The sequence below is a fragment of the Gemmiger sp. An50 genome, from assembly GCF_002161595.1.
Taxonomy (GTDB): Bacteria; Bacillota; Clostridia; order Oscillospirales; family Ruminococcaceae; genus Allofournierella.
In genome coordinates, this window is the sequence record NZ_NFID01000007.1 from 24,198 (window position 1) to 46,694 (window position 22,497).

Sequence of the window (22,497 nt, forward strand, 5' to 3'; positions counted from 1 at the left end):
TCAGAAGCCCACGCGGTTAGTTCAAACTAACATCAAGGTAAAAGCAATAGTTAGTATTGGCTAACCATTGCCATGGTATCATTTCTCCATATGACTGTCAAAGCGAAAGCTAGTCTTTTATATTAAGATACAGATATGTTTTCTCTTCGGGTTCTTGTTGTGATCTTTCTAAGAAAAGCTGCGGCTCCCCCTATTGGAGAACCGCAGCTTTTTGTCCTGTATTACTTATGTTTATGCTCGCCGCAGCTGCAATGGGAACCATTCTTTTTTGCATTGCATGCCGAACAGCCATCCGGACACCCAATACATTTCTTTCCGCTTTTTTTGGCTTTGTAAACATAAAAAGCTGCTGCTGCAACAATCACCAAAATGATTGCGATTAAAATGTAATCAATCATTACGCATTTGCTCCACTCAGCGCATATTCACGCTTCAGGTCCTTCTCAGTCTTCGTGCACAGATAAACCAGTACAGCAGCAAAAGCAACCACTGCAACCAAACCAGGGATAAAGCCTACGCCCACCGAACCAGTGGTAATCAGGGTACCGATTTGGTATACGAGATAGCCCACAGTATAACCGGTACCCAGCTGCAGACCGATGCCAGCCCAAAGCCACTTGGCGCTCTTCATCTCAGAATTCATGGCACCAATGGCGGCAAAGCAGGGAGGCGTGTACAGATTGAACATCAGATAGGCCAAGGCAGCAACCTTTGTAATAGCGATAACACCTGCTACCTCAGCGCCGGCACCTTCCATCATTTCCAGAGCATCGGTGTCGATAAGGTTCTCCAGACCAACAAAGCAAACAGCCAGAGTACCAACCACGTTCTCCTTAGCGATGAAACCAGTGACGGCCGCGGCAGCCAGCTGCCAGCTGAGGACACCGACAATGGGCACCAGCAGGTATGCAAAGGGATGGGCAATGGAAGCCAGAATAGAGCTATCAGCGGTCTCTGCTACCTGGAAGCTCCAGTTGAAGGTCTGCATAATCTGCACGGCAGTATTGCACAGCAGGATGATCGTGGCAGCCTTTACAATATAAGCCCAGCCGCGGGCGCACATGGCCTTGAAGGCAAAGAGCAGAGAAGGAACCTTGTACTCAGGCAGCTCGATGATAAAGAAAGATTTCCGATTCTTGTAACCGGCAATCTTATTCACGAGAAGCGCCCCCAGGAAGATCAGAACAATACCGGTGAAGTACATGGTAAAGCTCACCCAACCTGCATCCTCGAAGAAAGCGCCAGCAAACAGCGCAATCACGGGAATCTTGGCGCCACAAGGCATGAAGGGAGTCAGCATGGCAGTGGCTCGACGCTCGCGCTCGTTGCGGATGGTTCGACTGGCCATGACACCAGGAATAGCGCAGCCCGTGCCGATAACAAAGGGAATGACCGACTTGCCGGACAGGCCAACCTTTTTGAAGATGGGGTCCAGAACCACAGAAACGCGGGACATATAGCCGCAATCCTCCAGCAGAGCGATCAGGAAATACATGATCATAACCAGAGGCAGGAAGCCCACCACAGCACCCACGCCGCCGATGATACCGTCTGCCAGCAGAGCGGTCAGCAGCGGATTGGCATCGGCCAGAGAGTCCGCCACAAAGCCCTGGAAGGTCTCAATCCAACCCACCAATGTATCGGCAATCATGGGACCCACCCAGGTCTGGCTGATCTGGAATACCAGGAACATTACAACCGCAAAAATGGGAATTCCCAGGAACTTGTTGGTCAGCACAGCATCAATCGCATCGCTGGTGCCCTTCTCCTTGGTGAGCACCTTGCGCTTCTCTACCTGCGACACAAGCTGATTGACAAACCCGAACCGCTTGCGATCTGCATCTTCTACGACTTTTTTGTCAGTCAAATCAATATCGCCCTGAGAGTAAGGAGCTTTCTGCACCTTTCCATTCAGTGCAACGGCAGCGTCTATCACGGCCTTCAATCCTTCTGCGGAGGTAGATACGGTTTCCAATACCGGGCAGCCCAGCTTGGCGGAAAGAGTCGCAGTATCGATTTTGGTCTGTTTCTTGGCGTTGATATCGCTTTTGTTCAGCGCAACTACAACCGGAATGCCAAGCTCCAGCAACTGAGTGGTAAAAAACAAGCTGCGGCTCAAATTGGTAGCATCCACAATGTTGATAATGACATCCGGATGCTCGTTCCGCACATAAGAGCTGGTAATGCTCTCCTCAGAAGTGAAGGGAGACATGGAATAGGCACCAGGCAGATCCACCGCAATCAGTTCCTCCGTGCCGCTGGAGTATACTTTTTTAATGGGATACTCTTTCTTTTCTACCGTAACGCCGGCCCAGTTACCCACCTTCTCGTTTCGCCCAGTCAGAGCGTTGTACATAGTGGTCTTGCCGGAGTTCGGGTTGCCGGTTAAGGCAATACGCATGGTAATTTCCTCCTCTATTCTGTTTTGCTGTTTTTTATCACAACACACAGCGGTTGTCTTATGCTAACCGACATGTGCAGCAACCTATGCCTTCTATGGACTGGGCGAGGCAATATCAGATTAGAATTGCCTCGGCCAGTTGATTATCGATATTGTAGCGCCCGTCTTTGATAGAAACAACGCAACCACCTTTCAAGTGGGCGATCACTGTAATCGGCTCCCCTTCATAGCACCCAAGAGAAAATAAAAACGCGTTCAATTCCTCATCATCCGTATTAATTTGCCGGACGAAATACTCTTTTCCTTCCAAGGCATCCTTCAAAGTCATTCTTCTCACCTGTCATCAAAATATCAGTTAGCATAAAGCAACCAATGTACGATAAAAATCGGTTAGCACATTCTAACCGGTCTCCCAAATAATACATCATCCTTCTTATGTTGTCAAGATGAAATCAACAACAAATTTCGATGAATCAAAAAACATGAATCAATTTGAACCTTGATAGCTGTTTGTGGTATAATAAAAAAATTAAATCAATACACAGACAGGGGGGTACCTATGGCGATTCATGAATCCGGTCAAATGTATCTGGAGACGATTTATATTCTCTCAAAAACAAAAAGCCTTGTGCGCGCCATTGATGTTGGGGAGCATTTGGGATACTCTAAACCCAGCGTCAGCAGAGCTCTGTCCATTCTGAAGAAAGACGGATATGTTCTGGTGGATTTAGATGGTGCAATCAAATTGACGGAAGCCGGCCTGGAGATTGCGCAAACGATGTACACGCGTCATACCGTCCTTTCTGAGATGCTGATGCGCTTAGGTGTAGATGAAAAAACAGCAACGGAAGATGCATGTCGAATCGAGCATGTGATCAGTGCAGCATCCTTTTCTGCAATTCAGCAACACGTGAAGCAGTCTTTGGAAAAAAAGGCGAAGGAATAGCCCATGAGCGTCACTCATTCCCTTTTTACGTGAAAATATGCTGGGTCCAAATATCTGGATACCTGCCGAGAAGCTCATGCACGACTTGCCCATAAAATAGAAATGCGAATTCTGGATTTGGGATGCAGCCGAGAACCGTCTGATGCTTGAAGCAGATCACGGGCGATTTATGAATTTAATAAAATTCACCGGTACCAGTCGTTAGAATAAAGCAATAAAAGAAGTCGGACAGCATAACCGCTGTCCGACTTCTTTTATTGTATTCTCTCAGGCAACAACCCATCCATTCGCTATCTCTCTGGCTGCAGGAGACAAACTGCTCGATATTTCGTCACGTATCTTTCCTCTCACAATCCAAAGCCGATAATTTCAAAACACTTTACTAGCAGACAGTCTCTTTTTATTAAGATTTCTTCCATCGAAGCAATAATACAGAATTGGCACCACAACAATAAATCCAGACAAATCCGATAACACGATATGTCCTCATTTTATTTGAAACAAATCGCTCCGTGAATTTCATCCGACGGAGTCTTTCATGCTGAGACCACCTTGTTTTTATCTTGCAAAGGAACAGATAAGACCGCAAATACATTTAAACATATCCCGTTTTTAGAAATGTCAACCGTTGACATACTATATTCAAAGTGATATACTTAATTCGGTTAGCTATTGCTAACTAGCTGGGAAGGGGGTATACTTTGGACCATACCGTTTTGCTCGCCCTTTTTCTTACGCTGCTAGCTGGACTTAGTACCGGAATCAGCAGCTACATCGCATTTCTCAGCCGACACACCAATCGCAAGTTTTTGTCGATTTCTCTGGGATTCTCTGCTGGTGTCATGATTTACGTCTCATTGATCGAGATATTTTTCAAAGTACAGGATGCTCTGATCGCCGAGATGGGCACTCGACTAGGCAGCGGGATAACGGTTGCAGCTTTTGGGGGCGGTATGCTGGTGATTGCGATAATTGACAAACTGATTCCAGCTACAGAAAATCCACACGAAGTAAGACTCATGGAGGACTCGGAGATGGGTTCTATACAGCCTGAGCGTTTGATGCGTATGGGTGTTTTCACTGCGCTTGCAATCGCAATACACAACTTCCCGGAAGGCCTTGTCACATTTTTCGGCTTTGCAGGAACCAAAAACAGCCATCCCTATTGTTGTAGCCATTGCAATTCATAATATTCCGGAGGGAATCGCAGTGTCCGTTCCCATTTATCAGGCCACAGGTTCACGGCAAAAGGCCTTTTATTATTCTTTCCTTTCAGGACTCGCAGAGCCCTTAGGCGCTCTTCTTAGCTGACTGGTTCTGCGCCCCGTTATGAGCGCCTCTGTATTTGGGATCCTGTTTGCCGGCGTAGCAGGTATCATGGTGTTTATTTCCTTTGATGAACTTCTTCCGGCTGCCCGGGAATATGGCGAGCACCATCTATCTCTCTACGGTCTTATTTCAGGCATGGTCGTTATGGCGATCAGTCTATTACTGTTTTTGTAAAAGTCCTACCGTGAAGCATACAGTTTTACAAATTATGTGCTTGATCCAATAACAGCTATCCTTTATCTAAGCTCAAGCATAACTCTAGTTTCAGAGCAAAAATACCATGAGTTACAAGCAAGGAGTGTTTTTATGTTTGAATACAAAGGCATCCCCATGGTCAATATTCCGGTTCCTGCGGAAAAAGTGGATTTGTTTCATTTTGACCCCTTTAATCCTGATGGTCACTGCCGCTGTGGGCACGATGGAAATCACGGTTGCCGAAAGTGTTGTCATAAGCATGAAAGCAACGCGAACGAAGCGTCCCAATGATTCTACATCGTTTGGAGACTGCTGTGAATAAAATGCTTTCCTGACAAATTGCTTTTCTGCTGTGTTCAGGGCTATAAAACAATAACTTTAACGCAAATACAGAAGCGCAGACATTGTCCCCCTAATGCCTGCGCTTCTGTATTTACACACCAATGATATCGTATTTCCCTCATAGGAATGTTCATGTCTCGGGCTTTTTCCAATGGCTCAACTTCGACAGCCGCTCTTCTAAATAGACTCTGACCTGGTCCGGTGACCATGTCTCATTGGACATATGACTCTCCAGGAAATTCAGTAGTTCGTTAAGGCTTGTGTAAACAAATTTTCCGTCTGCATAGCACCACTTGCAGTATGTTTCATTGAAGGAACCATCCGGCTCCCGACTAATGTTGGTGTCCTCCAGCGGCATGCCACAGCATTGACAGACCAACTGTCGAGGCGAGCCCAACAGCGTATTAATGGACACATCAAACAGCCTGGAAAGCAGCTTCAAAGTTTCTGTATTGGGCACTGTTTCGCCAGTCTCCCAACGGGAAACCGCCTGTCGGGTCACATGGACCTGCTGCGCCAGCTGCTCTTGGGAGAGTCCGTGGTTAGTGCGTAGTTCCAGAAGAATTTCTTTTGTATCCATGTCAATCACCACCTTACCTGGATTGTACCACAGCAGGAACCAAAAGCAAAGCAACCATCCGTTGCTCTACCCCTGTTCCCACAAACGAACTAACAAGACATATGTATACTTTAAGTTGGATTTGACGACTTCTGTCGTTGCGGTCACAGCGAAATTGGAAAAACGCACCCAAACCACTCACTGCGATGAATTTATTGAAAATTACTGAACGGATACCATCCGTTTTATAATAAAAATATCCGGTGGTGAGCGACAGCAGCCATCCATGACAAAGGCCCCTGTCGAAAAAATCCCCACTTGTTCTTGGTGACAAAACCTCAACAAAGCGATTGATTGCAACGCAAGAATGCAGTATAGTAAAGATGGTTAGCAATAGGCAACCGTCAACCGGAAACATCGCTGAAAGATACAGTGATACGGAGGCAGTTATATGCACACGTATTATCAAAAAAGCAAGAATAAGCTCCAGCGGGAAATGAACAATTATCTGAAACTTATCAAGCCTGAACTGGAGGAGATTTTCCGAAAGCCCTATCCCCAGATTTTCGCTGAGGTTTGGGAGTATTACGAGCAGGAGATGCTGGAACATTTTACTTTTATCGGCGGCGACAGAAGCAGCGGAACGAAAAATCTAACTGGCTGTATGTTCTTTATTGCCATTGGTGTTGTGGGAAAACGATACGGTCTTTCCATCCAAGACTGGGGACGTCTGTCCACCACCCTCTATGAGCGGTACTTTGACAGAGTTCCCCGACCGTTGCGCCGGCTGATTGGTGGAGTGTTCAACCATTGCCCTGATCTTGTCAACAAGGCATTGCATCGCAAAGACAGAAAGAATGCGGAAAACGCTGCGAGAAACCCGGGAAGCTTTGTAACGCAGACCATGACCCCCACAGAAGAGTACCCCGTCATCTATCACAACCAGGTTTGCCCCATCTATGAGTTTTGCAAAGCGAGAGGCTACATGGAGTATCTTCCTTACATGTGCAATCTGGACTATGTAATGTTCCATGCCTTTGGTGTTGCTCTGTACCGGGAAAAAACCTGTGCAACCGGGGATGACGTGTGCGACTTCAAGATGAAACGCGGCGCAGCAATTCCTGCTGTGTGGCCTCCGCATATTTTAGATGAATCTGATCCACTGAAATGATTCTTTCCTCGCGTTAGGAGTACCATAAAAGGAGAAAACCATTATGAAAAGAGTGATTAAAGGCGGATTTTTGACACTGAGTGGTACGATTGGAATTACTGGAACGATGATGGTTGCGATGCAAAGCCCAGCAAACGCATGGGTAACACCACCGGGAAGAATGATCATAAGTATTTTTGAAAACGGGTTATCCCTTCCTGCAATTTTGTTTCTTGTACTGTTCGTTTGCGGATTGTTTTTTATCCTGACAGACAATATAACAGATTAACTGGTCTTCGCATATCGGAAACTGAGTTGTGCGGTAAAACAGTAGAACCAATGGACATAAACATGTCGCTTCTTCTTGTGAGGGTTATGATTCCAGTTCTCCCCTGCTCTTCTGAGCTTGCTATCGGATTAATAAGCTACACTTGGGCGGCGAGATAAGACATGGTGCTTAACGCACAAATGGTTAGCAACAACTAGTTAAACAACTCCCTTGTAGATGAAAGGGGATGCATATGAACTGGATGCGCACTTTTTTAGATGGGCTCGCCATGGCAGCTTACTTTAACCTGTTCGCCGGGTTGGCAGCGCTGTATTGTCCCAGGCTGATGTTCCCTTGTTATCCCCCCGCCATCATCAAGGCAGCGAAAGAGCCGCCTACCTCGACAGAAAAATGTTCTTACTGGCTTTGGATCTGTTTCGGAGAACTTCTGCCCCTTCTTCTTTTTGGTGCGATCAGTGCTTTGGATGGCGGGACAACACGATTCTGGTGTCTGACCCTGACTGGGTATATCCAGTGGATGATGGTCAATTTCTGTGATTTGTTCTTCCTGGATTTCTGGCTGATTCAAAAGAAGGCAAAAAACCGGTTCGTCATCCCCGGCACCGAGGGACATCCTGATTATACGTTCAAAAACTGGATGAAGAACTACGCTCTGCCGGAGCACCTTCTCCAATGGCCGTTTTTGATGTGTCCCATCCTGGCAGTAGCTCAAGCGGGACTAGGGCTGCTTCTCAATATATTTTGGTGAACTTATGAGGTGCAGAAGATTGTAGCCACCCGCCCGGCGCTATATCTAATCCAGGAAATCACATTTTATCTTTTCTGCGAGGAGATTCTTTATGACGCTTGCAACACTCACCGCCTCTTCTCCACAGTAACTTTTACAGGCAAGAGCGGTGCCACCTTCTCTCCGGCTTACAAAGCGTGATCTGGTTGATCTGTCGCCCAGCTCACGGCGATGACAGACCTAGCCGGCGGGCACTTGGCGCGGACGGATGATTATTCAAATTGATTACAGAATTCATCAAGACTTAAACAGGAGGATAACCATGTCCAAGTTAGGTGTTGTAGAAGACACGCTGTTTGTCCCCATGCTGGGCAGAATCTATGCCAGTGAGCACTGTCCAAATGTTTTGTACGATCAAAAGGCGCTGGAACTGAAAAATAAGCTTCCGACCGACCTGCTTGGAAAGGGCGGCCAGAGCCAGTATACCCTGCTGGCCTCCGCCGTCCGATCCTACAATATGGATCGAACCGTTCAGGCCTTTCTGGAACACAGTCCGGACGGCGTAATCGTCCAACTCGGCTGCGGGCTGGAGACAGCTTATTATCGCTGTGACAACGGGCATACACATTGGTATGCTGTGGATCTGCCTCATGTGATGGAGTATCGACGGAAGCTGCTTCCGGAGCCGGAGAGGGAAACTTACCTCGCCGGAGACGCCTTTGCAGAGAACTGGATCAGACAAGTTCGCACCGATGTACCAAATGCGCCGATTCTGGTCACCGCCGGGGGACTGTTCCATTATTTTGAGGAGGCCAAGGTTGTAGGCCTGTTGCAAACACTACAGCAATATGGAGAGATAACGCTTGTTTTTGATACTGTAAACAAAAGTGGCATGGCTATGATGCGAAAAAAATACATGAAGCAATTGGGCCATGCCGATGCGCAGATGTTTTTCTATGTAGATTCGGCAACGGAGCTGACTAAAAAAATCGGCGGTAAAGTCAAGGTTCTTGCGGAGGAACCATACTATTACCACATCCCCAGGAATGGTCTGAAATTGTCTACAAAAATCAGCATGACAGTTTCTGATGCTTTGCGCATGGTGAAAATGATACAGCTGAATTTGTTAAAGTGAGAAAGCAACAATGAATATCACAGAATTTCGTCAAAAATATCCGGCAGATATATTTGTATTGCCTATTAGCATAAAGGTACTTGTCTTCAACTACCAGTTTGACTTCATTTAGACCTCGGCCACGCACCATTGGAAGAAATCGGATCCAGCCGTCCTTGTCATCTCTCTCCTTCTCGGCTGCGCAAGAATCTCGCGATAGCCATCCTAGTTTACCTCCATGCCTACATTTTCAAACTCTCCGCCCCAGTTGCGGCCCAGGTAGATTCCATACATATAGACATGCGGACAACGTCCGCTTTGCAGAGTATGGTTCCTCTCGTTCCTCAACATAGACGTACACTTTTTTGTTCAGTTTGCTGATAGTCTAAGCGATACTTCGCTTGTCCATAGGGCCTCGGTAATATCTCTCCACATGCCGCACAGATACTCCTGCCAGATACATTGCAATGAGAACTTCTTGAACGCTGCTTTCACGACGGCGATACCGCTCAATGATTGTGGTCTCACTTTACCGTATCCATTAGCATAAAGTGAGACGACACCGCAATGGAACGAGATTTTTTAAGGGTATTTTTCCTAATATCATCATTTAGAACACAAAAACGCTGCTCATGAAACCTATTCTATGAGCAGCGTTTATATGATTTTTGAAGCAAAAGAGAATGGCGTCAGTCCTGCAAAAAAAGCACTTTGTCACGAATTCTTGGCATATTTTTTAAGCAGTAAAGAAATTCCATTTCCTACATCTGACGAAGACAAAGACGCCCGTTATACCTATCCATATAGGAAATTCAAAGATAACGCAGAACGATACCGAGAAGATCAATTAAGGTGCGTGATAGAATCACAAGGGATGCAAACTCCTTCATTTCTACCAGATTATTCTGCAACACAGATTATACGATTATCGAGATTGTTGTTGAAATTGGCTCGCAAAAGCTCGGCCGCGTTTGCAAATATATTTAAATCTGGCGTGGTATTACGCCTAGTCATTTCCGTAATCAGTTGTCAGAGAACACATGATGTCTTCCTTTTGGAAGAATCATTGGCGCATGAGATACAGGATCACTGATTACTTCGCAATCCAAACCGTATACATTTTTCATCAACTTAGAGGTAATGATTTCAGATGGAATGCCATGAGCTATAAGTTGACCATTTTTCATGGCAAACAAATGGTCTGCATAGCGTGCCGACAAATTGATATCATGTAATACCATGACAATGGTGGTTTGATGCCTTCGATTAAGATCGGTTAGCATATCCAGAATTTCGACCTGATAGGCGATATCCAGAAAAGTGGTTGGTTCATCCAGCAACAAGATATCCGTTTGTTGAGCCAATGACAATGCAATCCACACCCGTTGCCGTTGACCGCCGGATAATTCGTCTACGGCTCTATCTGCGAGGTCTGTGATTCCCATAATTTCCATTGCTTCGTTCACAGAATCAAAGTCTTCTTTTGTCATACTTTTTAAAAACTGGCGATATGGGAAACGCCCCCGACATATAAGGTCCATCACCTGAATACCTTCCGGGACTATTGGTGATTGCGGCAAAAGCCCCAGCGTTTTTGCCAATTGTCTGGGTGGAATTTTTGATATGGATTTCCCGTCCAATATAATTTGCCCTTTTTGAGGCATTAAAAGTCTGGAAATAGTTTTCAGAAGAGTTGACTTTCCACACCCGTTTGCGCCAAGAATGACGCTGATTTTATTTTGAGGAATGGCCAGGCTTACATTGGAAATAATCGTTTTATCGGAATATCCGACATCCAAATGTTCGACCATCAATGTATGGAAAGAGATTTGTCAAGGGTGTTTTACCATTCAGCAACGAATTAAGGCATAAACAATATCACATTTTTATAATGCTTTTTGACCACAATCAGTCCGGCACTGACTGTGGTCTTTATTTTGGAAATGACATTTTCCCCTTAAATAAAGGAATCAATCGTCGTTGCGTTTTTCGTCAATATCTGCCATAATAAAAAGGAGTGTAAATAAAAGAAAAAGGGGGGAATTGCCATGCCGCAAACACCGTTTCATGCCTATTACAAGGCCCGGCTTTTGGAACAACTGCCGGAAGCAGAACAGTTTATTCCGGTCTTTGCATCATCGGACATTGAAATCTATCCGTTCCAAATTGCAGCGGCCAGCTTTGCCCTGCGTTCCCCCTATCAGAAAGGTGCTGTCCTGTGCGATGAAGCCGGTATGGGCAAGAGCCACGAGGCCATGCTGGTCATCAATCAAAAGTGGCTGGAGGGATGCAGCCGGATTCTGCTGGTCATTCCCAATGCCGACCTGCTGCACCAGTGGACGGAAATGCTGGATCGATTCTATACCGTTCCCTATGTGGTTTTGACCAGCCGCAAAGAATGGCAGGCCCACAGCGCCCCCGACCATCCCAACGCCTTTATCCAGGATGCCATAGTCGTAACCACCTACGACTTTGCCGCCGACAACGAGGAGGCTGCAAAGGTGGTCAACTGGGACTTGACGGTATTTGAAGAGGCCAACGCCCTGTCCCCGGTCTACCAGGAGGACAACAAGCAGGCCAAGGCCCTCAAGCGGATCGCCGGTAATTCTTTCAAGCTGCTGCTGACCGGCACTCCCATTGAAAAGAACATCATGGACTTATACGGTCTGATCTGGTTCATCGACGAAACGCTGCTGCCGGGAGAAAAAGAGTTTCTGGCCCGGTATCTGCGCCGACCAGAGAACTACTCGGAACTCAGCGAACAGGTCAGCCGCTATTGTTTCCGTACCCTCCGTTCCCAGGCCAAGCACTACGCCAAGGTGACGGAACGTGTGCTGCTGACCGTGGAGTACACCCCCGGCAAGGCAGAGCGGCAGCTCTATGAGCTGCTGTACGCCTACATCAACCAGACGGAAAAGAGAGCCTTTCCCGAAATGAACCAATATGACCTGGCTCTGCGGTTACTTGGCCTGTTGGGTTCCTCTACGGCAGCAATTTTGCAAACCATCAAAGGTATCGTCAAGCGGCTCCAGGGGCTGGAAAACGCAGCGGACGAACTAAGCCAATGGCAAGAGATTCAAACCGTAGCCGAAAGCATTCCCCAGGATGCCAAGGCCGGTGAGCTGCTGACCGTTCTCAAACAGGGATTTTCCCTTATGAAGAAAACGGGAGCCAAACAGAAAGCGGTTATCTTCACCGAGAGCGTGGAAACCCAGAAGATGCTCCAGAATCTTCTTTCTGGCCGGTACCGCACTCTGGCCTACAACGGCAGCGCCGATTACTCCGTGATCCGCCAGTTCAAGGAGGATGGCGAGGTGCTGATTTCTACCGATAACGGTGCCAAGGGCTTCAATCTGGAGGAGGCTGCTTTCATCATCCACTACGACTTGCTGTACAACACCTTAAAGCTGGAGCAGCGTATCGACCGCTGCCACCGGCTGGGTCAGGAAAACGATGTGCTGTCAGTGGCCTTTATCGACAAGAACAACTTTGCCGATGTTCGCAAGCTGGAGCTGGTCAACAAGCGGATGCTGGTGACAGACGGTGTCTTTGGTATTACCGATGACGTGCTGGGCGGTTTTACAGATGATGTAAAAGCAGCCTTTCCGGTCATTGCCCAGCGGTTGCGGCCCAGGGCGCAGATTGAGCAGGCATACCGCCAGACCCTGAGTACCCACGAGGAAGATAACCGGCAGACCGTCTCCGCAGCGGAGGATATTCTGTTTACCACCTTCACCAAGGAACTGGCCGACAAGGTGAAGATCAATCCCAAGTATGTGAATCGCCGTGGACAGGAGCTGAACAACGACCTCTGGGAGATTACCAAATGGTTTTTTACTCGTTATAATGAAAAGAACGATGATTGCCGTTTTGTGATTGACGAATCCAACCGTACGATCACGGCCACGGAGTACCGGGAACTGCCGGTGCTGTTCTACTACTGGACGGGGAGCCGGAACCGGCCCTATCGCAGCCAGAAGATGTACGGCATGGCAAAAGACTTCAAACCCAAGGCCGGACAGATTACCCTGTCCAGTATCATAGGCCGTGGGATTCTCCACGAGCTGGAGTGTGCCAACGAGGGAGTGCTGACCATCCCGACGGTGCAGGAGCCGTGCCAGATAGCCCTTTATACTGTCACCCTGGTTTCAGGCTCCAGCCGCACAGAACACGCCGTACTGTGCGGTTTGACGGATAGCGGCAAGGCCCTGGACGATGCAGCTTGCCGCAGCATCTTTGACTTGCCGGTGGAGAGCAGCACGGAGGATGAGCGGAGATCCCCCCACTGGTTAAAAGGAACCAGCCGCCCCCACCCGCTGGATCGGCTGGTGCCGAGTGATAAGATGATGGCGGAGCAACTGGAGCGCCTTTCGCCTGCCCAGGCCGAGGAAATGGAGCGGATGAAGCAGCAAGTGTCCGCTAATAAGGCGGCATTGAGCCGAGAACTGAACACCCTGGACAGCCAGGTACAGCAGGCGCAAGCGGAGCTGGAGGCCGTCACCGGCGACCGGCTGAAACGTCTGGCTGCACAGAAGAAAATCAACCAGCTTCGGCAGGAATATATGAAGCACCAGGAGAGCCAGTTCTTTGACGCCATGCGGCTGGATATGGAGCTGGAAGAAAAAATGAAATCTTTTGCCGACAAAGAAAAGCTGACGGCAAGGGTGCAGAGAGAATTTGTGGTGGTGATTGATAAGAATGCGAAAGAAAATAACTGATTTTTACAACAAATATTCGGTTGCTTTTAATATAATCAGTTTTCTTGTGGCTATCGGAAGCATCTGCCTTACAATCTGGATTTCCAAACAGCCTGTGACACTTCCGCAGAAAGAGCTTAGTTGTATAACGACAAATAGCAAAAGTCTTGTACTGATGCTGGGAAACGATAGTAACTTGAAATTATTGTACGGAGAACGTGAGGTTTCAAAACCGTGCATAACTTCGATTGTAATTCAAAATACTGGAGCTTACCCAATAACAAATAGTGACTTTTTGCGGCCATTTATTATTGCTTTTGGGGAAACAGACGAGATATTATCGGTTAATATAGGCGATTGCTCCAATCAGTATATCAGGGAAGAAGTCGTCGAAAATAGTAGTTTTAGCAATCAGAAACTGACCATTGATAATTTTTTGCTTAATCCAGGAGAAATGTTTACGGTTGATATAATAAGTGATGGAGGTATCCCTCTTATTAACTTCGATTATCGCTTAGAGGGGATCAGCGAGTTAAATTTAATCAATAATCCCTCTAATCAGATCATTCTTACACGTAAAGAAAATCCTGTGAGTATTTTGCCGTTTTTAGTTCTACTGTGCTTGATTGTAGTAGCTGTAATTATCGTAATGGTAATTGTTATGAAGAAACTAAATAAGCGGGATGCAGCAATGTTTGACCGTTTAGAGGCAGCAATAAGGAAAGAAATGCAAGAGGAGAATCAGCATGAACAATCTGATTGATGGTTTATCCATGAACATAGAACAAACCAACCTGGACAAGCTGCGCTCGGTGTTCCCGGAGTGCGTCAGCGAGGGCAAGCTGGACATTGACAAGCTGCTTTCTCTGTGCGGCGAGTACATCGACAACGATTTTGAGAAGTACAAGTTTGAGTGGAAGGGCAAAGCGGACTGCCTGCGGCTGGCCCAGAAGCGTTCCACCGGCACTCTGCGTCCCTGTCCAGAGGAAAGCGTAGATTGGGACACCACCCAAAACCTTTACATCGAGGGTGACAACCTGGAGGTCTTGAAGCTGCTGCAAACGGCTTATTACCGCAAGGTGAAGATGATTTACATCGACCCGCCTTACAATACCGGCAACGATTTTGTCTATGCCGATGATTTTGCCGATCCCATGGCACGGTACAAGGAAGTAACCCAGCAGACCACCAAGAGCAACCCGGAAACCATGGGCCGCTACCACACCAACTGGCTCAATATGATGTACCCCCGTCTGAGGCTGGCGGCAAATCTCCTGCGGGATGATGGTGTGATTTTTATCTCTATTGATGATGTTGAGATAGATAATCTTAAAAAACTATGCAACGAGATTTTTGGTGAAGAAAATTTTGTGGCGCAGTTTATATGGCAGAGTAGGCAGAACAAAGATAATCGAAACATTACCGGTGTTTCAATAGACCACGAGTATGTAGTGTGTTATACAAAGCAATTCGGACACCGGGTATTCCGTGGAACCGACAGAAAAACAGAACAATATAAGAATCCTGACAATGACCCCCGTGGCCCTTGGACAAGTGCTAACATGGTAGGACTTGCTACTGCCGATGCTCGTCCAAATTTGCACTATGATTTAATCAATCCGGCAGATGGAAGAAACTACGGATGCCCCGAAAAAGGCTGGCGATATGATCGAAATACCATGAATCGGCTCATTCAAGAGGGCAGGATTATTTGGCCCGACAACCCAGATGGGCGGCCGCGCAAAAAATCATTTTTGAACGAGCTGTCAGACAATCTTCCTGGTTTTTCATCTGTTTTCAGCACTGGCGTTTATACAAATACTGCAACCAAGGAAATTGGAGGATTGTTTAATAAGTATTTATTTGATTTTCCAAAGCCAGTCGAGGTTATTAAGCAATTAGTTTCCCAAGTGTCTAACACGGATGACATCATCCTTGACTTCTTCTCCGGTTCTGCTACTACCGCCCATGCAGTGATGCAGCTCAACGCTGAGGACGGTGGAAATCGGCGCTTTATTCTGGTACAGCTTCCCGAACTGTGCGACGAAAAGAGCGAGGCATACAAGACCGGGTACAAGAATATCTGCGAGATCGGTAAGGAGCGAATCCGGCGGGCTGGTAAAATGCTAAAAGATGCGCTTGAAAGTTCCGGTTTGTTTGTTCGTGCAATGAAACGCCATCAAGATCAGCATGATTCACTTGAAGGATTTGCTTATGCGGAGTGGGAAGAAAGTCCAGAGGTAATCAATGCAAAAAAAGAAATGGCAGCAAAACTGGATGTGGGCTTCCGTGTTTTCAAGCTGGACACCTCCAATCTGGAAACCTGGGACGCCACCCCCATTGAGGACGAGCAGCTCGACCTGCTGTATCGGCGGATGAACAGCATGATTCATCGGGTGAAGCCGGAGCGCACCGACCTGGATATGATTTATGAAATCATGCTCAAACTGGGTGTGCCGCTGACCTACTCCGTGACACCGTTCTCCATCAATAACAAGACTGTCTATGGCGTGGGCGATGACTGCCTGCTGCTGGTCTGTCTGGCCGAGGATGTGCAGCCCGAGGACGTGGAGCAGATGACCGAATATGCCCCGGCAAAAATCATCATCTCCCGTGACAGCTTTGCTGACGATACCGCTATGGCTAATGCCTACTATATCCTGCGGGATCATGGGATTGAGCTGAAACTGGTGTGAGAAAGATATGAATAACACTCTAAAATGGTTTCATGTAATCACAAAAACCATTGTACATTGCTTACTTGGAACAATCGAATACATTGGTATTCCATTTTTACTTGCTTGTCTTTCTACATTCATTTCCCCTATCTCCAGCGGTAATACTTTGTGGCTTTGGATTGAGCGGATTGCTTTTTGCTTTACGATATACGAAGTAATTATTGTTGGTGTGCGAAAAATGCAGATTGACATACGCAAAGATGCACTATTAGCACTAAAAACCGCCTACGAACGAGCAGCCCTGTATTGTGAAACAGGAAATCAAGACATATATCGGAACTTAACTTCAAAAATAGATCAGGTGCTTGACAATGGGATACTAAATCAACTTGATGTTGTGCAGAGCTATAAAAATCTCAAACTCTACATGGACAGCAAAAATATTGTTGGAATCAAATATGAGATTATCAATATTCAGCACTCCATTGAAGCAGATAATCTCTTATGGAACTATACCCTGTTCCTGCGGTTATTTAAGAGGTGAACAGGCATGAAACTGAAATTCAAGAATCAAGCCTTCCAAATGGATGCAGTCAACGCTGTGGTGGATTTGTTTGCCGGCCAGGAGAAAACACGGAGCACCTTCTCCGTCATGGAGGAAGCCCAGACCAATTTCTTAAATGAGCTGGGCCAGGGCAATGCTCTCTACATTGACCAGGAAACATTGACCGCCAATATGCACACCGTCCAGAAGCGGAATAACCTGCCCCTGACCCCCACAGCGGAAGGCTGCCAGTTCTGTATTGAGATGGAAACTGGCACCGGCAAGACCTACGTCTACACCAAGACCATCTTTGAGCTGAACCGCAAGTACGGATTCACCAAGTTTGTTATCGTGGTGCCGTCGGTGGCCATCCGGGAGGGCGTCTACAAATCCTTTCAGGTCACGCAGGAGCATTTCGGTCTGCAATACGACAACGTGCCATGCCGGTACTTCATCTACAACTCTGCCAAGCTGTCCGACGTGCGGCAATTTGCCACCAGTTCCAATATCGAAGTGATGATTATTAACATCGACGCTTTCAAGAAAGCGGAGAACATCATTAATCAAGCGCAGGATCGGCTCAACGGTGAAACGGCTATGGGCTTTATTCAGAACACACACCCTATCGTTATCATCGATGAACCCCAGAGCGTAGACAACACCCCCAAGGCCAAGGAAGCCATTGCCACGCTCAATCCCCTGTGTGTGCTGCGGTACTCCGCCACCCACCGAGAAAAAATCAATCTGCTTTACCGCCTGACTCCGGTAGACGCCTACCAGATGGGGCTGGTCAAGCAGATCGCCGTATCCTCCAATCAGGTTGCCGGTGGCTTCAATCAAGCCTATGTGCGGCTGCTTTCCGTCAGCAACGACAAGGGCTTTAAGGCCAGAGTGGAACTGGATGTGAAGGGCAAGACCGGAGCCGTGACCCGCAAGGCCATGACTGTCAAGCCGGGCGACGATTTATTCCTGCTGTCCGGCGGGCGGGAACTGTACGAAGGCTACACCGTTACCGGAATTGACTGCACTCCCGATTTTGAACATGTCGAGTTTGGCAATACCCAGGAGGTCAAGCTGGGCAAGGCCATTGGAGACGTGGACGAGAACATCGTCAAGAAGGCGCAAATCCGGCGCACCATCGAAACCCACCTTGACAAAGAGCTGCGGTATCTGGACAAGGGGATCAAGGTACTGTCCCTGTTCTTCATCGATAAGGTGGACAAGTACCGCCACGAGGACGGCACACCCGGCATCTACGCCACTATGTTTGAGGAGTGCTATCAGGAGCTGATCGCAAAGCCCAAGTATGCGCTCCTCCGAGAGCGATTCACCACAGATGTGAGCAAGGTACATAACGGCTACTTCTCTCAGGACAAGAAAGGACGCCTGAAGGACACCAAGGGCGACACCCAGGCCGACGATGACACCTACAACACCATCATGCGGGACAAGGAGTGGCTTCTCAGCTTTGAGTGTCCGCTGCGGTTTATTTTCTCCCACTCGGCGCTGCGGGAAGGCTGGGACAACCCCAACGTGTTTCAGGTCTGCACCCTGATCGAGCAGAAGTCCACCTTTACCTGCCGCCAGAAGGTGGGCCGTGGCCTGCGCCTGTGCGTGAACCAGGACGGTGAACGCATCGAGGACAAGAATATCAATGTCCTTCACGTCATGGCCAACGAGAGCTTTTCCGAGTTTGCTTCCACCCTCCAGAAAGAGATCGAGGACGAAACTGGCGTCAAGTTTGGTGTACTCCAGCTCAGTTTGTTTGCTGGGATGACCTATCAGGAAGAAGTTACCCGTGAGCATACGATTGACAGAGAAGAGGCCCACGAGCTGGTAAAAACCTGGATGGACGACGGCTCCATTGACAAATGGATGGCCGACCCCGAAATGACGGCAGCGGAAGAAAAAATTACAGCGGAATTGGAATCAGGGAAAATCACCGAACCGCCCAGCCCCGTAACGGAAGTCATGCGCCAAATTAAAAACGGTGCGACCGCTGAACAGGCAGCAGAGGCAATTATTGGAATCACCAGTACAATCACTACCGTAGAGGAACATACCGTCACCCACGAGGAAGCTACGGAGCTGCTGGAGCATTTTGAGCAGAAGGGGTATATCACCAGCACCGGTAAGGTCAAGGATACCATGAAGAACGCTTTGAAGAACGGAACCCTTGACCTGCCGAAAAAATATGAAGCTGCCAGAGAGCGTTTTGAGCAGATTATCGCCAATGCTGACCGGAAGCCCCCGGTGCGGGATGCCTCCCGCGATGTGGTGGTACATCTCAACAAGCAGGTCATGCTCTCCTCGGAGTTCCTGGAGCTGTGGAGCAAGATCAAGCAGAAAACCGCCTACCGGGTGAGCATTGACACAGAGCAGCTGGTGAAGAACTGCGTCAAAGCCTTTCAGGAAATGCCCCATATCCCCAAAACCCGTCTGGTGTCCCAGACTGCCGATATTCACATCCAGCAGTCCGGGATCAGCCACATGGAACGGGAAATGCGGACAATGGAGATTGCCAACGACTATCAGGCCATGCCGGACATCATTACCGCCATCAGCGATGAAACGCTGCTGACCCCGGCTACCGTCAATCGGATTCTGGTAGAGAGCGGACGGTGTGGCGATTTCCTCAACAATCCGGAGGCATTTCTGGAGCAAGCCGTAGAGCTAATCCGCAGCCACCGCCACGCCTTGGCTATCGACGGTATCCGTTATGTGAAGCTGGATGGCCAGGAATATTATGTGCAGGAAATCTTCGACACCACGGAGTTGCTTGCTAACCTGGATCGAAACGCCGTAAAGGTGGAACACAGCGTCTATGACTATGTGGTTTACGACAGTTCCACGGTAGAGAAGCCGGTGGCGGTGGCCCTGGACAACGACCCGGATGTGAAGATGTTCTTCAAGATTCCCAGCCGCTTCAAAATTGAAACCCCCATTGGCACGTACAACCCCGACTGGGCTGTGTATCTGAATAAGAACGGTGAGGAAAAGCTGTACTTCGTCCTGGAAACCAAGGGTGACACCAGCTTTATGCACCTGAAAACCAGTGAGCAGCTAAAAATCCACTGCGGCAAGGAGCATTTCAAAGCACTGGATGCAGGTGTGGAGCTGGAGACTGCAACCAGTTGGACGGAGCTGCGCAAGCGCATTTGACAGAGATAGAAAGAGCTTTTTATCTCACATCTCGTCCTTGATTCTTGCGCTTTCCCTTGTTGGAAATCTGCTGCTCCTTCTGCGTCTGGCGCACCATTCTCCGCACGGCCAGCCGCTCTGCATCCTCGTCCAGCATCCGGGACACCGCCTTTTTACTGTCAAACATCAGAAGTGGGCTGTACTTCTCAACGTAAACCTGCTGTGCCTGGTTCTCCGCTTCCTGTTCTTTGCCGGGGCGGATGGCCTGTCTTGCTTCATACAGTTGCACTGGGTCGAAGCCCTGGGCCTGCTCCCGAAGCCCGGCATACTCGTTCAGGGCAGCGTCCAACTCGGCGGAATATTTCTGTTTCTGTTCTTCCAGCCGTTTCAGGCTCTGCTCCATGGCAGCGATGTCTTTAGGAAATTTATCGGCAGCATCTTCCTCGGTATATGCCAACGACGCCAGAAGCAGATTCTTTTCCGAACGCAGTTCTTCCAAATCCTCCGCCAGAGCCGCTATCTTAGCCGCCAGTTCCCGGTGCCGGAACACATGGACAGCAGAGAGCGCCTTTTTCTCGGAAAGCAGGCTGCGGCGCTCTTTCGTCTTATCTCGAATGTCCTTTGCAACCTGATTGTACTGTGCGAGGGCTGGGCGCAGCGTATTCAGCGAAGTGTTCAGGCGTTCCTTACCCTTGCGGAGATACCCCAGCTGATAGCAGAACAGCAGTAGATTTTTACGCAGATTCTCCATGGCATCGGCAAGTGCCGGGATGGTATTTTTGACTGCCTGCGCCAGCTTTTTGACCTGTCCTCTCAGCTCCCGGAGCAGGGCATTGTCCGCCTTGATCTGCCGGTTCAGTTCGCACCGGTCAGAGATGATACCCTTTTTCTCCATAGCTCTGGCAACCACACCCTCATGGACCGTAGGCCGCTCCAGCAGGCCACGCTCAGCATGGCTGCGGTGGTCGATGCGTTCTTCGTGCCCAGTGCGCTCCAAATGAAGATTGGTCACATCCGCCCATGCCTGACGCCAGAGGACAAGCTGCTCGTCGCTGTTCCATCGTTCCGTGATGGGATTCTGCCTGCCATATTTGGTGCTTTTGGGATACTTAGATATCCTTTCATAACCCTGTGCCTGCGCTGCGGACGGGGTCATATACACCTTCTTTTTGCCTACTTTATACTGGTACTGCTTCTCCCATCCGTCGGCCTGTGCCTGTTTGAACTCAGCGGCAGTAAAGCCCCGTTCCTCGCCGTCTTTGATGCAGAGATATTCTTTCTCAGTCTTGTACTGCCATTTTCCCTTTTCATCCAGTGGGCGCACCGTCAGCAGGATATGGGCATGGGGATTGTGTCCGGGAGGATATGGGTCATGGATGGCAGCATCAGCGCACATCCCGTCTGCCACGAACTGCTCCTTGATGAAATCTTGCAGGAGCTGGATTTGTTCCTCTCGGCTCAGTTCTATGGGCAACGCCGCCACAAATTCACGGGCGAGGCGGCTATCCTTTGCGGTTTCGGTTTCCTCCACGGCGTTCCACAGGTTTTCCCGATCCAGCCACTCTGCGGGGGCCGTGGCTGGCAGAAAAACCTGCCGCCACCCAAGGCCCTGTTTGCGGGTGTAGTCGTGCTGCACCCCGTCATACTCGTTGAGCATCCGGGAACAGCTCAGATAGGCCGCAGCAGCCACAGCGGAGCGCCCGGCTCCACGGCTGACCATCTTGGCCTCCAAATGATAAATCGCCATAAATCACCTTGTCCTTTCTGAAAGGGGTGCCCCGAAACAGGGCACCCTTGTTTTCGCTCAGTGCGTCGTGAAATACGACGCACCACCAGCAGGGGCGGAACGATTCGTTCCACCCCTGTATCTGTGTCAAGCTGCCGGTGGCAGGTTGACACAGGCAGACGGCGGGATGGGGTGGCAATATACCACCCCATGAACAGGGGCTTCCAAAACGGAAACCCCTGCGTCGACTGCATGGGCAAGGCTGGCAGTTTGGCAGAAATGCAGCCTTGTCCAGCGGCTCCCGCAGGAGCCGCAATCCCCCTCGGAGAGCGCACGTGCCCGACCAACGGGAGGGCTACCACCGCCTGCTTTAGCAGGTGGTGAGTAAGTGCGCCCTTCGGGATAAAAAAGAGGAAGGCCCCCGGTTTCCCGGAGACCTCCCAGCAGTTTTCAATCGTGTCCTGCCAGCTTTCGCCGCAGGTACTCTTCCAGATTATCAAGCCCTACCGCCTGTACTTCCGGCAGCACTTTTTCCAGTACAGCGCCCTCCTGAATGAGCCGCCTTGTCCGGGCTTTTCGCTCCTTCACCCGGTCCCGTGCCTGGGCTTCCTCCAAGCGGTGCTTTGCCTGCAACAGTTTCTTTTCTTCACTTGTCATGG

The 22,497-nt window shown here is 48.8% G+C and carries 18 protein-coding genes and 2 pseudogenes; 12 read left to right on the forward strand and 8 right to left on the reverse strand.

Going from position 1 to position 22,497, the window contains the following annotated elements:
- Positions 1–221 precede the first annotated feature (221 nt).
- From B5G03_RS17025 to B5G03_RS07840, 3 genes are all read right to left on the reverse strand, one after another.
- Positions 222–398, reverse strand: coding sequence for a FeoB-associated Cys-rich membrane protein (locus B5G03_RS17025; RefSeq protein ID WP_140401656.1), 177 nt, complete (start codon positions 396–398; stop codon positions 222–224).
- Complete coding sequence (gene feoB / locus B5G03_RS07835; protein WP_087181178.1) at positions 398–2,401, reverse strand: ferrous iron transporter B; 2,004 nt, start codon at positions 2,399–2,401, stop codon at positions 398–400. The genes B5G03_RS17025 and feoB overlap by 1 nt, the downstream gene beginning before the upstream one ends.
- A gap of 115 nt (positions 2,402–2,516) precedes the next feature.
- Positions 2,517–2,729 carry a FeoA family protein gene (locus tag B5G03_RS07840; RefSeq protein WP_087181179.1) on the reverse strand — a complete coding sequence of 71 codons (213 nt, stop codon included), beginning with the start codon at positions 2,727–2,729 and terminating at the stop codon, positions 2,517–2,519.
- Between the two features lie 231 nt (positions 2,730–2,960).
- Here B5G03_RS07840 and B5G03_RS07845 point away from each other — a divergent pair, with 231 nt between their 5' ends.
- From B5G03_RS07845 to B5G03_RS17030, 3 genes and pseudogenes are all read left to right on the forward strand, one after another.
- Positions 2,961–3,347 (forward strand): metal-dependent transcriptional regulator, encoded by a 387-nt coding sequence (locus B5G03_RS07845; RefSeq protein WP_087181180.1) that lies wholly within the window; start codon positions 2,961–2,963, stop codon positions 3,345–3,347.
- A gap of 701 nt (positions 3,348–4,048) precedes the next feature.
- Positions 4,049–4,850: pseudogene (gene zupT / locus B5G03_RS07850) on the forward strand (zinc transporter ZupT).
- Between the two features lie 132 nt (positions 4,851–4,982).
- Entirely contained in the window at positions 4,983–5,162 is a 180-nt protein-coding gene (locus B5G03_RS17030) for a hypothetical protein (protein ID WP_132587393.1), read from the forward strand.
- A 181-nt stretch (positions 5,163–5,343) separates the two neighbouring features.
- Here the strand turns inward: B5G03_RS17030 and B5G03_RS07855 are convergent, their stop codons facing one another.
- Complete coding sequence (locus B5G03_RS07855) at positions 5,344–5,793, reverse strand: zinc ribbon domain-containing protein (protein ID WP_087181181.1); 450 nt, start codon at positions 5,791–5,793, stop codon at positions 5,344–5,346.
- 430 nt (positions 5,794–6,223) lie between these two features.
- Between B5G03_RS07855 and B5G03_RS07860 the strand changes: the two genes are divergently transcribed.
- The 4 genes from B5G03_RS07860 to B5G03_RS07875 all read left to right on the forward strand — a co-directional run bounded on the left by B5G03_RS07860 (position 6,224) and on the right by B5G03_RS07875 (position 9,073).
- Positions 6,224–6,943: an L-2-amino-thiazoline-4-carboxylic acid hydrolase gene (locus tag B5G03_RS07860; protein ID WP_087181182.1), complete on the forward strand. Its 720-nt coding sequence runs from the start codon at positions 6,224–6,226 to the stop codon at positions 6,941–6,943.
- Positions 6,944–6,986: 43 nt separating this feature from the next.
- Complete coding sequence (locus B5G03_RS07865) at positions 6,987–7,211, forward strand: peptidase M50 (protein WP_087181183.1); 225 nt, start codon at positions 6,987–6,989, stop codon at positions 7,209–7,211.
- Between the two features lie 232 nt (positions 7,212–7,443).
- On the forward strand, positions 7,444–7,959 hold the full coding sequence (locus tag B5G03_RS07870; RefSeq protein ID WP_087181184.1) for a hypothetical protein: 516 nt from the start codon (positions 7,444–7,446) through the stop codon (positions 7,957–7,959).
- A gap of 301 nt (positions 7,960–8,260) precedes the next feature.
- Positions 8,261–9,073 (forward strand): class I SAM-dependent methyltransferase, encoded by an 813-nt coding sequence (locus tag B5G03_RS07875; protein ID WP_087181185.1) that lies wholly within the window; start codon positions 8,261–8,263, stop codon positions 9,071–9,073.
- 73 nt (positions 9,074–9,146) lie between these two features.
- Here B5G03_RS07875 and B5G03_RS18175 read toward each other — a convergent pair.
- Both B5G03_RS18175 and B5G03_RS07880 read right to left on the reverse strand, forming a co-directional pair.
- A pseudogene (locus B5G03_RS18175) lies at positions 9,147–9,578 on the reverse strand (transposase); the annotation flags it as partial.
- Positions 9,579–10,074: 496 nt separating this feature from the next.
- Positions 10,075–10,863, reverse strand: coding sequence for an ABC transporter ATP-binding protein (locus B5G03_RS07880; RefSeq protein WP_087181186.1), 789 nt, complete (start codon positions 10,861–10,863; stop codon positions 10,075–10,077).
- Positions 10,864–11,100: 237 nt separating this feature from the next.
- Between B5G03_RS07880 and B5G03_RS07885 the strand changes: the two genes are divergently transcribed.
- The 5 genes from B5G03_RS07885 (at position 11,101) to B5G03_RS07905 (ending at position 20,133) form a co-directional block, all read left to right on the forward strand.
- Positions 11,101–13,770: an SNF2-related protein gene (locus tag B5G03_RS07885; RefSeq protein ID WP_242962349.1), complete on the forward strand. Its 2,670-nt coding sequence runs from the start codon at positions 11,101–11,103 to the stop codon at positions 13,768–13,770.
- 175 nt (positions 13,771–13,945) lie between these two features.
- Positions 13,946–14,512 (forward strand): hypothetical protein, encoded by a 567-nt coding sequence (locus B5G03_RS17040; protein WP_140401657.1) that lies wholly within the window; start codon positions 13,946–13,948, stop codon positions 14,510–14,512.
- Positions 14,496–16,445 carry a site-specific DNA-methyltransferase gene (locus B5G03_RS07895; RefSeq protein ID WP_071432510.1) on the forward strand — a complete coding sequence of 650 codons (1,950 nt, stop codon included), beginning with the start codon at positions 14,496–14,498 and terminating at the stop codon, positions 16,443–16,445. The genes B5G03_RS17040 and B5G03_RS07895 overlap by 17 nt, the downstream gene beginning before the upstream one ends.
- 7 nt (positions 16,446–16,452) lie before the next feature.
- Positions 16,453–16,971 carry a hypothetical protein gene (locus tag B5G03_RS07900; protein ID WP_009860794.1) on the forward strand — a complete coding sequence of 173 codons (519 nt, stop codon included), beginning with the start codon at positions 16,453–16,455 and terminating at the stop codon, positions 16,969–16,971.
- Positions 16,972–16,977: 6 nt separating this feature from the next.
- Positions 16,978–20,133, forward strand: a complete 3,156-nt coding sequence (locus tag B5G03_RS07905; RefSeq protein ID WP_087181188.1) for a type III restriction-modification system endonuclease — start codon at positions 16,978–16,980, stop codon at positions 20,131–20,133.
- A 19-nt stretch (positions 20,134–20,152) separates the two neighbouring features.
- Here B5G03_RS07905 and mobQ read toward each other — a convergent pair whose 3' ends face one another.
- Both mobQ and B5G03_RS07915 read right to left on the reverse strand, forming a co-directional pair.
- Positions 20,153–21,859, reverse strand: a complete 1,707-nt coding sequence (mobQ, locus tag B5G03_RS07910; RefSeq protein ID WP_087181189.1) for a MobQ family relaxase — start codon at positions 21,857–21,859, stop codon at positions 20,153–20,155.
- Between the two features lie 429 nt (positions 21,860–22,288).
- Positions 22,289–22,495, reverse strand: a complete 207-nt coding sequence (locus B5G03_RS07915; RefSeq protein WP_002596142.1) for a hypothetical protein — start codon at positions 22,493–22,495, stop codon at positions 22,289–22,291.
- Positions 22,496–22,497: the final 2 nt, after the last annotated feature.

Coding starts and splice junctions, on each gene's coding strand:
- mobQ (WP_087181189.1), bottom strand. CDS start 21,859: ATGGCGATTTATCATTTGGAGGCCAAGATGGTCAGCCGTGGAGCCGGG.
- B5G03_RS07895 (WP_071432510.1), top strand. CDS start 14,496: ATGAACAATCTGATTGATGGTTTATCCATGAACATAGAACAAACCAAC.
- B5G03_RS07880 (WP_087181186.1), bottom strand. CDS start 10,863: ATGGTCGAACATTTGGATGTCGGATATTCCGATAAAACGATTATTTCC.
- B5G03_RS07860 (WP_087181182.1), top strand. CDS start 6,224: ATGCACACGTATTATCAAAAAAGCAAGAATAAGCTCCAGCGGGAAATG.
- B5G03_RS07900 (WP_009860794.1), top strand. CDS start 16,453: ATGAATAACACTCTAAAATGGTTTCATGTAATCACAAAAACCATTGTA.
- B5G03_RS07845 (WP_087181180.1), top strand. CDS start 2,961: ATGGCGATTCATGAATCCGGTCAAATGTATCTGGAGACGATTTATATT.
- B5G03_RS17025 (WP_140401656.1), bottom strand. CDS start 398: ATGATTGATTACATTTTAATCGCAATCATTTTGGTGATTGTTGCAGCA.
- B5G03_RS07870 (WP_087181184.1), top strand. CDS start 7,444: ATGAACTGGATGCGCACTTTTTTAGATGGGCTCGCCATGGCAGCTTAC.
- B5G03_RS07905 (WP_087181188.1), top strand. CDS start 16,978: ATGAAACTGAAATTCAAGAATCAAGCCTTCCAAATGGATGCAGTCAAC.
- B5G03_RS07840 (WP_087181179.1), bottom strand. CDS start 2,729: ATGACTTTGAAGGATGCCTTGGAAGGAAAAGAGTATTTCGTCCGGCAA.
- B5G03_RS07865 (WP_087181183.1), top strand. CDS start 6,987: ATGAAAAGAGTGATTAAAGGCGGATTTTTGACACTGAGTGGTACGATT.
- B5G03_RS17030 (WP_132587393.1), top strand. CDS start 4,983: ATGTTTGAATACAAAGGCATCCCCATGGTCAATATTCCGGTTCCTGCG.
- B5G03_RS07875 (WP_087181185.1), top strand. CDS start 8,261: ATGTCCAAGTTAGGTGTTGTAGAAGACACGCTGTTTGTCCCCATGCTG.
- feoB (WP_087181178.1), bottom strand. CDS start 2,401: ATGCGTATTGCCTTAACCGGCAACCCGAACTCCGGCAAGACCACTATG.
- B5G03_RS07855 (WP_087181181.1), bottom strand. CDS start 5,793: ATGGATACAAAAGAAATTCTTCTGGAACTACGCACTAACCACGGACTC.
- B5G03_RS07915 (WP_002596142.1), bottom strand. CDS start 22,495: ATGACAAGTGAAGAAAAGAAACTGTTGCAGGCAAAGCACCGCTTGGAG.
- B5G03_RS07885 (WP_242962349.1), top strand. CDS start 11,101: ATGCCGCAAACACCGTTTCATGCCTATTACAAGGCCCGGCTTTTGGAA.